Below are 11602 nucleotides of genomic sequence, written 5' to 3' on the forward strand. Positions count from 1 at the left end.
TGGTGACGGTCCCGGGAAGACCGCCACCACCGGGCAGGCTCGTCAGCGGAGTCACCGCTTGGCGGCCGGAAGGAAGCCGATCCGGTCGTACACCGTCTCCAGCGTCCGCGACGCCACGTCACGGGCCTTCTCGGCGCCCAGCGCGAGAACGCGGTCCAGCTCGGCCGGGTCGTCCAGGAAGCCCCGGGTGCGCTGCTGGAACGGCGTCACCCAGTCGGCGAACAGCTCCGCCAGCTCGGTCTTCAGGGCGCCGTACATCTTGCCCTCGAAGTGCGCGACCAGCTGGTCGATCGACTGGCCGCTGAGCGCCGAGTGGATCCGCAGCAGGTTGGAGACGCCGGCCTTCTCCTCCTCGTCGTAGGAGACGACCGTGCCGGTGTCGGTGACGGCGCTCTTGAACTTCTTGGCGCTCGCCTTCGGCTCGTCGAGCAGGTTCACCAGGCCCTTGGCGGAGGAGGCGGACTTGCTCATCTTGGCGCCCGGGTCCTGGAGGTCCAGGATCTTGGCCGTCTCCTTGAGGATGTACGGCTTCGGCACGGTGAAGGTCGGGCTGTAGCGGGTGTTGAACCGCTCGGCGAGGTCGCGGGTGAGCTCCAGGTGCTGGCGCTGGTCCTCACCGACCGGGACGGCGTCCGCCTGGTAGAGCAGGATGTCGGCGATCTGCAGGACCGGGTAGGTGAAGAGGCCGACCGAGGTGCCGGCGGCGCCCTGCTTGGCCGACTTGTCCTTGAACTGGGTCATCCGGGAGGCCTCGCCGAAGCCGGTGAGGCAGTTCATCACCCAGCCGAGCTGCGCGTGCTCGGGCACGTGCGACTGGATGAACAGGGTGCAGCGCTCGGGGTCCAGCCCGGCGCCGAGGAGCTGGGCGGCGGAGACCCGGGTGTTCTCGCGCAGCGTCGCCGGATCCTGCTCGACCGTGATCGCGTGCAGGTCGACCACCATATAGAAGGCGTCGTTGTCCTCCTGCAGGTCGACCCACTGGCGCACCGCGCCGAGGTAGTTGCCGAGGTGGAACGAGCCGGAGGTGGGCTGGATCCCGGAGAGAACCCGGGGACGGTCCTTGACCGGACCAGTGACCGCTGCGTTGACCATGCGGGCCATTGTTCCAGTTCCACCGACCGGTCAGGAAACCTCTGCCCCCGGCGGTTCCGTCAGTGTGACCGCACTCACCCCGACCCGGGCGATCCGCCGGCCCTCCACCTTGGCCACCGTCAGCAGCACCTCCTCCCCCGGGCCGGCCGGGATCCGGACCGCGTCGCCGTCGACGGGCAGCCGGCCCAGCGCGGCCACCAGGCAGCCGGCCACCGTCTCGTACGGGCCCTCGGGGAGCGTGACGCCGGTCTCCTCGGCGAAGTCGCCCAGGTTCAGCAGGCCGTCCAGTTCCATGCCGCCGCCAACCAGCCGGCGGGTGGTGGTCGGCTCCTGGCTGTCGTACTCGTCACGGATCTCGCCGATCACCTCCTCCACCAGGTCCTCCAGGGTGACGATGCCGGCGGTGCCGCCGTACTCGTCGACCACGATCGCCAGGTGGTGGCCCTCGCGGCGCATCTCGCCCATCGCCGCCAGCACCCGCTTGGTGCCGGGCAGCAGCTTCACCGGGCGGGCCAGGTCACGGACCTTGGCGGCCCGTTCGCCGCGGGCGCCGTACAGGTCGCGGACGTGGACGAAGCCGGTCACCGCGTCGTAGCTGCCCTCGACCACGGGGTAGCGGGAGTGCGGGGAGGTGCCCGCCTGCTCGCGGACCTCGGCCAGCGGGCGCTCGGCGTCCAGGAAGGTCACCTCGGTGCGCGGGACCATCACCTCGCGCAGCTGGCGCTCGCCGGCGGCGAACACGTCCGCGATCAACGTCCTTTCGTCACTGCCGAGTTCGGTGTTGGCCGCGACCAGGCCACGGAGCTCCTCGGAGCTCATCGAGCCGCGCCCCGCGGTCGGATCGCCGCCGAACAGCCGGACCATCAGGTCGGTGGAGTGACCGAGCAGCCAGATCACCGGCCGCAGCACCACCGACATGACGTCCACCACGGGCGCGGCCAGCACCGCGATGGAGTCGGCCCGCTGGAGGCCGATCCGCTTCGGGGTGAGCTCGCCGAGCACCAGCGAGACGTAGCTGATCAGCAGGGTGAGGCCGACCAGCGCGGTGGCGTCGGCCACCCCCGCGGAGAGCCCCGCCCGGACGAAGAGCGGAGCCACCTTGCCGGCCAGCGTGTCGGCGCCGAACGCGGCCGAGAGGAAGCCCATGCAGGTGACGCCGACCTGGACGGCGGCCAGGAAGCGGTTCGGGTCGGCCGCGAGGTGCGCGGCCCGGGCGGCCCGCCGGGTGCCCCGGGCCCCCAGCGTCCGGATCTGGCCCTCGCGCAGCGAGATCAGCGAGATCTCGGCGACGTTGAACAGGCCGCCCAGGGCGATGAAGACGAGGACGAGCGCGGCGTCCTCGATGGTTTCGTTCACAGCGGGTCAGTGTAGGACCGGGCGGCGCCGGGACGGCCGCGTCGCGCCGCCTCCCGGGCGGCGGCCGGAGGCGCGACGGCCGGACGCGCGACGGCCCGCCGCCTCCGGTGCGGAGGGGCGGGCCGTCGCGAAGCACTGCGGGGCGGACTCAGATGAGGCCGAGCTCCTGGACCGCGTCGCGCTCCTCGACCAGCTCCTGGACCGAGGCGTTGATCCGGCCACGGGAGAAGTCGGAGATCTCCAGGCCCTGGACGATCTCGAACGCGCCGTCCTTGGTGGTGACCGGGAAGGACGAGATCAGACCGGCCGGCACGCCGTAGGAGCCGTCGGAGACGACACCCATGGAGGTCCAGTCGCCCGCGGCGGTGCCGTTGACCCAGGTGTGGACGTGGTCGATGGCCGCGTTGGCGGCCGAGGCGGCCGAGGAGGCGCCGCGGGCCTCGATGATGGCCGCGCCGCGCTTGGCGACGGTCGGGATGAAGTCGTTCTCCAGCCAGGCCTGGTCGGCACCGACGGCCTCGAAGGCCGGCTTGCCGGCGATCTCGGCCTGGAAGATGTCCGGGTACTGGGTGGCGGAGTGGTTGCCCCAGATGGTGACGCGCTTGATGTCGGAGACCAGGGTGCCGGTCTTGGCCGACAGCTGGCCGACCGCCCGGTTGTGGTCCAGACGGGTCATCGCGGTGAAGCGCTCGGCCGGCACGTCCGGGGCGTTGCGCTGGGCGATCAGGGCGTTGGTGTTGGCCGGGTTGCCGACGACCAGGACCTTGATGTCGTCCGCGGCGTTGTCGTTGATGGCCTTGCCCTGCGGACCGAAGATGCCGCCGTTGGCCTGCAGCAGGTCGCCGCGCTCCATGCCGGCGGTGCGCGGACGGGCGCCGACCAGCAGCGCGACGTTGGCGCCGTCGAAGGCCTCGTTCGGGTTGTCCGTGATCTTGATGTCGCGCAGCAGCGGGAACGCGCAGTCCACGAGCTCCATGGCGGTGCCCTCGGCGGCCTTGAGGCCCTGCGGGATCTCCAGGAGGCGGAGGTTCACCGGTACGTCGGCACCGAGCAGGTGGCCCGAGGCGATGCGGAAGAGCAGCGCGTAGCCGATCTGGCCGGCGGCTCCGGTGATGGTGACATTGACGGGGGTGCGGGTCATTTCTACCTTCTCCAGCAAATCGCCAGGTGCCCCAGGCACGTTCGGCGCGCCGGAGCCGAGGACGGTCTCTCGACATCGAGAGAACCGGCGTCAGGGTATCGCAAAGGGAAGCGTACGCCGCGGTCGCGGTCCCGGCTGGTGGGTCACGGACGACGACGGCCCCCGCCCGACGGGTCGGGCGGGGGCCGCGACGCCGCCCTGCGGGCGGCTCGGCGCGGTGGACGGCTCAGCGTCGTGGACGGCCGATCAGCTGGCCGATGTTGTCCAGCAGCGGCAGCTCCAGCCACGGGTTGGGCTGGGCCACCAGGGTCAGCAGCACGATCGACAGACCCAGGAAGGTCAGCACGATCACGTCGGTGAACCGGCTGCGGACCGCCAGCATGCCGACCTCGGGCAGCGCCAGCCGGAGCAGCGCGCCGAGCAGCACCCCGCCGCCGATGATCAGCAGCCCGTACTTGAAGCCGTCCTCGAAGTCCGCGAACCAGGTGACCGCGAGGCCGGCGCCGACCACCAGCAGGACCAGCGTTATCGGCCACTGCCGGACCGGCAGTGCGTGCTCACGGCCCAGCGCGGCCGCCGAGCCCTCGGGGGGCAGGGTGCCGGTGGTCTTGACCGGCCTGCGCCTGGTCCGCCGCGGTTCGCTCATCGTTCTCCGCCCTCGGGGTCAGCTGCCGGCGCGGCGCTCGGCCGCCACGACGATGTTGTTCAGCAGCATGGCGCGGGTCATCGGCCCCACACCGCCGGGGTTCGGGGAGATCCAGCCGGCCACCTCGGCCACGCCGGGGTGCACGTCGCCGACGATCTTGCCCTCGCTGCGGCTGACACCGACGTCCAGCACGGCCGCGCCGGGCTTGACGTCCTCCGGCTTGACCAGGTGCGGCACGCCCGCGGCGGCCACCACGATGTCGGCCTTCCGCAGGTGGTAGGCCAGGTCACGGGTGCCGGTGTGGCAGAGCGTGACGGTGGCGTTCTCGGAGCGGCGGGTCAGCAGCAGGCCGATCGAACGGCCGACGGTGACGCCGCGGCCGATCACGACCACCTCGGCACCGTCGATGGCCACGTCGTGGCGGCGCAGCAGCTCGACGATGCCGAGCGGGGTGCACGGCAGCGGTCCCTCGATGCCGAGCGCGAGCCGGCCGAGCGAGGTCGGGTGCAGGCCGTCCGCGTCCTTGTCCGGGTCCATCAGCTCCAGGACGGGGTTCTGGTCGAGGCCCTTGGGCAGCGGCAGCTGGACGATGTAGCCGGTGCAGGCCGGGTCGGCGTTGAGCTCGCGGACGACGTTCTCGACGTCCTCCTGGGTGGCCGTGGCGGGCAGCTCGCGCTGGATCGAGGCGATGCCGACCTCCGCGCAGTCGCGGTGCTTGCCGTTGACGTACCAGCGGCTGCCCGGGTCGTCGCCGACCAGGACGGTACCGAGGCCCGGCGTGACGCCCTTCGTCTTGAGGACCGCCACGCGGGCGGCGAGTTCGGACTTGATCGCGGCCGCGGTGGCCTTGCCATCGAGAATCTGCGCAGTCATGGCCCCATTCTCCCGGATCCCCGCAACCGTCCGCGCCACGGCCTCGTCGCCGTCCGGCCCACGGCTCGCGTGCCGCCGGCGGCACCGCCCCGGGCACCGCCCCTGACATCGGTCCGGGCACCCGTCCGGGCACCGGTCCGGTCCCGTCCGCGCCGTGGCCGCGGCACCGCCGGTCACTCGGACCCGGGCCGTCGGGGCCCCGGGGGCCCCTCGGCAGGCCCGCGGCGGGCCCGTCCCGCGCTCCCGCGGGCCCGGGACGGGCACGGAACGTGCGGGTCACATTGCGGTTCCGCCACAGTCCGGTCCGACGCGCGGGCGCGGCTGGACAGCGCACGGCCGCCCGGTTGACGATGAGCGGGCATTCCCCGCCGCATCCGGCCCGGTGACGGGCCGACGGACAGACCCGGCGGGGGCGTACCCGGGGGAAGAACAGAGTGAGCCGACCAGATCGCACCGCGCCGACGACGACCTACCGCCGACGCGGGCCGCAGCCCGCCGCAGGGCCGTCACGCCCCCTGTTCGCACCGTCCCCCCGGTCCTGAATCGGGGCGCACGCCGGGCTGTTCACGCCCCCGGTGTCAGTGCGCTCCGCTAGCGTCCCGTCCGACCGGCCACCCGATCCACCGGTCCGATCCGGGTCCTCCGTTGTCCCGTCCCCACCGTCCCCATCTGCCCGGAGGCATCGATGAGCTACCCGCCCGACCCGAACAACCCGTACAACCAGCCCCAGCAGCCGCAGCAGCCGCCGCAGGCCGGTTACGGCTACCCGCAGCAGGCCCCGCCGGCCGCCGGTTACGGCTACCCGCAGCAGCCGCCGCAGCAGCCGGCCTACGGCGTGCCGCAGCAGCAGGCGTACGCGTACGCGCCGGCGCCGGGCACCCTCCAGGCGAACAACGGCTACATCAGCATCGCCCAGCTGGGCACGGTGAAGCTCGCCACCATGGGCCAGCGGTTCCTCGCCCGCCTGATCGACGGCCTCGCGATCGGCGCGGTCATCGCGCTGGTGATGGCGCTCGGCCTGGCCAGCGCGCTGGGCATCGCCAAGGAGGCCGACGACTGCAGCACCTACCGCTACGGCAGCGCCTCGTACAACGACTGCCTCCAGCAGAACCAGGACGCCGCCGCCGGCTTCCTCGCCACCATGATGATCATGATCGGCGTGCTGTCGGTGTTCAACCTGCTGTACGAGTGGCTGATGGTCTCCTTCGCCGGCGCCACCCTGGGCAAGCTGGCCCTGGGCCTGCGCGTGGTCAAGGAGAACACCGGTCAGGTCCCCGGCCTGGGCGGCGGCTTCATCCGCTTCATCATCCCGATCGTCGGCGCCTTCCTCTGCTACATCGGCGCCGTACTGGTCTACCTGTCGCCGTTCTTCGACAACTCCGGGAAGCTGCAGGGCTGGCACGACCGTGCCGCCGGCACCCTGGTGATCAAGAAGTAACGCGCGCCCGCACCAGGCACGACGGAGCGGCCCGACCCCCTCACCGGAGGGGGCCGGGCCGCTCTGCCGTTCCGTCAGCCGTCCCGGTGGCGCGGCGTCACGCGCCGGGGCGTCAGTGGAAGAAGTGCCGGGTACCGGTGAGGTACATGGTCACGCCCGCCTCGGCGGCCGCCGCGACGACCTCCTCGTCCCGGATCGAACCGCCCGGCTGGACGATCGCCCGGACACCGGCGGCGATCAGGATCGCCGGCCCGTCCGCGAACGGGAAGAACGCGTCGGAGGCCGCGTACGAGCCCTTGGCCCGCTCGCCGGCCCGCTCGACCGCGAGCTTGCAGGAGTCCACCCGGTTGACCTGGCCCATGCCCACGCCCACCGAGGCGCCGTCCTTGGCCAGCAGGATCGCGTTCGACTTGACGGCCCGGCAGGCCCGCCAGGCGAAGGCCAGCTCGGCCAGCTCGGCCTCGGAGAGCGCCTCGCCGGTGGCCAGCGTCCAGGTCGCCGGGTCGTCGCCCTCGGCGTGCACCCGGTCGGCGTCCTGGAGCAGCACGCCACCGGAGATCTGGCGCACCTCCTGGCGGACGGCCGGGGCCTCGGGGGCCAGCAGCACCCGCAGGTTCTTCTTGCGGGCCAGCACCTCGACGGCGCCGTCCTCGTAACCGGGGGCCACCACGACCTCGGTGAAGATCGGGGCGATCTGCTCGGCCAGCGCCACGGTGACCGGGCGGTTCACGGCGATCACGCCGCCGTACGCCGAGGCCGGGTCGCACTCGTGCGCCTTGCGGTGCGCCTCGGCGACGTCGGCGCCGACCGCGATGCCGCACGGGTTGGCGTGCTTGATGATCGCGACGGCCGGCTCCGCGTGGTCGTGCGCGGCGCGGCGGGCGGCATCGGTGTCGACGTAGTTGTTGTACGACATCTCCTTGCCGTGCAACTGCTGCGCGCCGGCCAGGCCGCCGGTGCCGTCGGTGTAGAGCGCGGCGCCCTGGTGCGGGTTCTCGCCGTAGCGGAGCACGTTCTGGCGCTCGAAGGTGGAGCCGAGGAAGGCCGGGAACGCGTCCTCGGTCTCGGTGTAGCCGGAGGTCTCGAACCAGTCGGCCACCGCGACGTCGTAGGCCGCGGTGTGGGCGAAGGCCCGGGCGGCCAGCCGCTTGCGGGTCAGCAGGTCGAAGCCGCCGGACCGCACGGCCGCGAGCACGTCGGCGTAGCGGGCCGGGTCGACCACGACGGCCACCGAGGGGTGGTTCTTGGCGGCGGCGCGGACCATGCTCGGGCCGCCGATGTCGATCTGCTCGACGCACTCGTCCGGGGTGGCGCCGGAGGCGACGGTCGCCTTGAACGGGTAGAGGTTCACCACGACCAGGTCGAAGGGCTCGACGCCCAGCTCGACCAGCTGCTCACGGTGCGACTCCAGCCGCAGGTCGGCCAGCACGCCGGCGTGCACGCGCGGGTGCAGCGTCTTCACGCGCCCGTCCAGGCACTCCGGAAAGCCCGTCAGCTCGGAGACCTCGGTCACCGGGACGCCCGCGGCGGCGATCCGGCCGGCGGTGGAACCGGTGGAGACGATGGCGACCCCGGCGGCGTGCAGGCCCTGGGCCAGCTCCTCCAGACCGGTCTTGTCGTACACGCTGATCAGGGCGCGGCGGATCGGACGGACGTCCTCGGAGACAACGGGCGTGGTGGGAGCGGCGCTCATGCCGGAATCCATACCTTTCGGTCCTCGATGCGGTGACCCTCGCGGGCCAGCCGGCCCACGACGTCGACGAGCAGCTTGCGCTCGACAGTCTTGATGCGCTCGTGCAGCGCGTCGCCGCCATCGGCGTGGTCGGCGTCGAGAACCTCCACGACGCCCTGCGCGATGATCGGCCCGGTGTCGACGCCGGCGTCGACGAAGTGGACGGTGCAGCCGGTGACCTTCACCCCGTACGCCAGCGCGTCGGTGACGCCGTGGGCGCCGGGGAAGGCGGGCAGCAGCGCGGGGTGGGTGTTGACGATCCGCCCGGCGAAGGCCGCGATGAACTCGGGGCCGAGGATCTTCATGAAGCCGGCCGTGACGACCAGGTCCGGCTCGTACGCCCGCACCGAGTCGGTCAGCGCGCGGTCCCAGCCGGCCCGGTCCGCGAAGTCCTTCACCCGGTGCACGAAGACCGGCAGACCGGCACTTTCGGCACGCTCCAGGCCGGCGATGCCGTCGCGGTCCGCGCCCACGGCGAGGATCTCGGCGCCGAACTGCGGGTCGGCGGCGGCGTCGATCAGGGCCTGCAGATTGGTGCCGGAGCCCGAGACCAGCACCACCAGACGGGCCGGTCCGGGCGTGCGGGGCGGGAAGAGCTGAGCGGGGGCGGCGGCCACTGCGCGATTCTCCGTAGGTCGGTCGCCGTCCGCTGGTACGTCCACCGGCGGTGGGGCCACTACGAACGGCAGGTCGAGCGAGGGGGAACTCCGAGAAAACCCGCCGCGACGCGGGAGCCCGGGGAACCCGTGCGAGCTGCTGACCGTCACCACGATAACGGCTGGTCGGACGGCCTCCGAAACGCCCACTCGGGCTACGCGCGTAGCTGAGACCGGGATCTCGCCGGGCCGCCCGCCCGGCCCGGTCGGCCTCCGACGGCAGGCCGCCGAAGCCTCCCGCGTACGCCTGCGGGATCATAGGGTGGCGCGGGCATCCGCCCACCGACCGAGAAGGAATGGCCGAACCATGAGCAGCGGAGACGACACCGGCGAGCGCAACCCCTTCGCGCCGCCGCCGGCGGATGCCCCTGACCAGCCGTGGCGGCCGCGAGCTCCCCGCCCGAACGGGGGCGCCGACCGGCCCGACGGCCAGGACGGCGAGCCGGACGAGCGCCCGCTCGTCCCGCCGCCGCACCCGTGGAGCCCCGGCTACCAGGGCGGCGGCCGGAACCCCCGCCCGTCGGCACCCCAGCCGCCCAAGCTCGACCCGAACGACCCGGCCCAGCGCCGGGCCCGCAACGCCGCCCTGGCCGGCATGATCTCGCTGGTCTGCGCCTTCGCGTCGCTGCACTACGTCGCGCTGTTCGTCGGCGCGCTCGCCGTCTTCTGGGGCGTCTCCGCCATGCGGGCCCCCAAGCAGAGCTCCGGCGCGGGTACGGCGGGCGGGGGATCGGCAGGTCAGGCGCCGTCGGAGCCCTCCACGCCCAACCCCCTGACCCCGGCCGCCCTGGCCGGCATCCTCACCGGGGCGATGACGGTGGTCTTCGTCTCCTCGGTGCTCGGTCTCGCGGTCTACTACAACGACTACGTCACCTGCGTCCAGGACTCGCTGACCTCCAGCGCGGTCGACGGCTGCGACAAGCTCGCACCGCAGTGGTACGTGGACATCACCAAGACGAGCGAGTAGGCGACACCCGGCCGGCGGCCGGCGCGCGTTGCGGCGCGGCCCTCGGTCGAGGTCGGAGGGCCGGCGGTCCGAGGGCCCTGCGGTCGGATGGCCCGGCGGTCCGAGGGCGGACCGCCGTCCGCGGTCGGTGTCCGGCGGGCAGGGGGTCGATGCCGGGACGCCGGCACGGGCCCGTTCCGGCCGGTCCCTGCCGCGACTCACTCCGTGCGGCCCGCCCGGCCGGACAACCGGACCACCGCGGCGTACGACCGGGCGCGCAGCAGCAGCACGCCCCGGCGCGCGGTGAGGACGAGCGCGCCGGTCCCGGTCCGCCCGGCGGACGCCCGCAGGGCGCGGCCCCGGGTCACCAACGCGATCGGACCCGCCACCACCGCCACCCAGACCGTCGCGGCCAACCCCGTCGACCACGGCACCGGGCCGAGCCAGGCCATCCGCCCGCCCGCCAGCGCCCCGCCGGAGAGCCAGCCGAGCAGCGCCGCCCCGCCGCCGGTCAGCAGTGCGACCGCCAGCACCGCCGTCACCGTGGCGGACGCGTGCCACGGCGGCCTCGGACCCGGCCCGGTCTCCTCGCCCCGCCTCCGCTCCGGCGCCCCCGCTGCCGCCTCGGCCTCCGCCGGGCCCTCCGGGCGTCCGCCGGCCGCCGCCACCCGGCCCAGCAGGAGCCCCGGCACCACCCCCGCCGCCACGGGCAGCAGGCAGACCAGCAGCCGCCAACCGCCCGCCCCCGGGTCCGGCAGCAGCGCGAGCAGCGGGAACTCCGGCACCGGCCCGAGGACCGTCCGCGTCGGCGCGGCCACCGCTCCCGTGCCCACCGCGAACCCCGGCCCGAGCGCGTACGCCGCACCCCACAGCACCGCGTTCGGCAGCAGCACCACGCCGAGCAGCACCGTCCCCGCGACCGCCGCCGGGCCACCCGCCAGTGCCGCCGCCGGACGATCGCCGCCGTCCACCGCTGCCAGCAGAGCCGCCCCGGCCAGCACCGCCGAGCCCGCCGCCAGCAGCCCAGCCCCGGCCGCCAGCACCGCCACCCGGACCGTCTCCGATCCCCCCACCGGACGAATCACCGCCGGCGGCCGGACCGGCCCCGGCAACCGGGCCAGCACGCGCTCCCACCCACCCGACGGCAGCCGCACCGGCTCCCCGCGACGGGCACCCGCCGCCGTCGCCGCCCCGGCCAGTGCCGCGACGACCAGCAGATCCGGCAGCACCCGCGCGCGGAACTCCCCCGCACCCGCGCACTGCGCCACCACCCCGACCGCCACCGCGCAGTAACCGGCCCAGACCGCGAACGCGCCGCCCCGCCGGATCCGCCCCGCCCCGCCGGCTCCCGTCCGCCTCCCCGCCCGCGCACCCGCGCGGTACAGCTGGACCGTCGTCAGCAGTCCGAGCAGCAGCGGGGTCACCGTCAGCGGAGCCTCGGACGCCCCGCGCAGCACCGGCGCCCCGTGTCCGAGCAGCCAGAGCGCCCCCGCCAGTCGCGCCGCCCCGGTCGCACCGTCGTCCGCGTACGGGGTCACCACCCAGAGCCCGAGCACCGGGACGGCGACGGCGGCCAGCCCGATCAGGGCGGTCCGGACCCCCGCCAGCAGGGCGGACAACACCGGTCTGGCGCCCAGTTCGCCCGGCACTTCGAGGATCGGACGGCCCATCAGCTGCGTCATGCGGCTCATCGTGCCAAGGCGACTCGCCATGCTCCGTGAA

Annotated in this window: 10 protein-coding genes; 2 read left to right on the forward strand and 8 right to left on the reverse strand. The window is 73.8% G+C overall.

The annotated features are described in order from the left end of the window. Positions 1-51: 51 nt before the first annotated feature. The 5 genes from trpS to ACFWIC_RS07035 form a co-directional block, all read right to left on the reverse strand. On the reverse strand, positions 52-1092 hold the full coding sequence (gene trpS, locus ACFWIC_RS07015) for a tryptophan--tRNA ligase (RefSeq protein ID WP_329885320.1): 1041 nt from the start codon (positions 1090-1092) through the stop codon (positions 52-54). Positions 1093-1122: 30 nt separating this feature from the next. Then, positions 1123-2448 (reverse strand): hemolysin family protein, encoded by a 1326-nt coding sequence (locus ACFWIC_RS07020; protein WP_329947737.1) that lies wholly within the window; start codon positions 2446-2448, stop codon positions 1123-1125. A 148-nt stretch (positions 2449-2596) separates the two neighbouring features. Continuing rightward, on the reverse strand, positions 2597-3589 hold the full coding sequence (locus ACFWIC_RS07025) for a malate dehydrogenase (protein ID WP_329885322.1): 993 nt from the start codon (positions 3587-3589) through the stop codon (positions 2597-2599). 226 nt (positions 3590-3815) lie between these two features. Then, entirely contained in the window at positions 3816-4235 is a 420-nt protein-coding gene (locus ACFWIC_RS07030; protein WP_329885323.1) for a DUF3017 domain-containing protein, read from the reverse strand. Between the two features lie 18 nt (positions 4236-4253). Beyond that, positions 4254-5108, reverse strand: coding sequence for a bifunctional methylenetetrahydrofolate dehydrogenase/methenyltetrahydrofolate cyclohydrolase (locus tag ACFWIC_RS07035; RefSeq protein ID WP_329885324.1), 855 nt, complete (start codon positions 5106-5108; stop codon positions 4254-4256). A 685-nt stretch (positions 5109-5793) separates the two neighbouring features. On the opposite strand from ACFWIC_RS07035, the gene ACFWIC_RS07040 reads away from it, so the two are divergent. Next, positions 5794-6546, forward strand: a complete 753-nt coding sequence (locus tag ACFWIC_RS07040) for an RDD family protein (RefSeq protein WP_329885325.1) — start codon at positions 5794-5796, stop codon at positions 6544-6546. Positions 6547-6658: 112 nt separating this feature from the next. Here ACFWIC_RS07040 and purH read toward each other — a convergent pair whose 3' ends face one another. Continuing rightward, positions 6659-8239, reverse strand: a complete 1581-nt coding sequence (gene purH / locus ACFWIC_RS07045) for a bifunctional phosphoribosylaminoimidazolecarboxamide formyltransferase/IMP cyclohydrolase (protein WP_329947738.1) — start codon at positions 8237-8239, stop codon at positions 6659-6661. Further along, a complete protein-coding gene (gene purN / locus ACFWIC_RS07050) occupies positions 8236-8895 on the reverse strand; it encodes a phosphoribosylglycinamide formyltransferase (protein ID WP_329947739.1) in 660 nt (219 codons plus the stop codon). Before purN ends, purH begins: the two co-directional genes overlap by 4 nt. 346 nt (positions 8896-9241) lie before the next feature. Here purN and ACFWIC_RS07055 point away from each other — a divergent pair, with 346 nt between their 5' ends. Beyond that, the gene (locus ACFWIC_RS07055) at positions 9242-9901 is read left to right on the forward strand and encodes a hypothetical protein (RefSeq protein ID WP_329885328.1); all 660 of its coding nucleotides are present in this window, start codon (positions 9242-9244) and stop codon (positions 9899-9901) included. Between the two features lie 197 nt (positions 9902-10098). Here the strand turns inward: ACFWIC_RS07055 and ACFWIC_RS07060 are convergent, their stop codons facing one another. Next, entirely contained in the window at positions 10099-11562 is a 1464-nt protein-coding gene (locus ACFWIC_RS07060) for a DUF6350 family protein (protein WP_380516535.1), read from the reverse strand. Positions 11563-11602 lie beyond the last annotated feature (40 nt).

It is taken from the genome of Kitasatospora sp. NPDC127035 (assembly GCF_042726075.1).
GTDB lineage: Bacteria > Actinomycetota > Actinomycetes > Streptomycetales > Streptomycetaceae > Kitasatospora.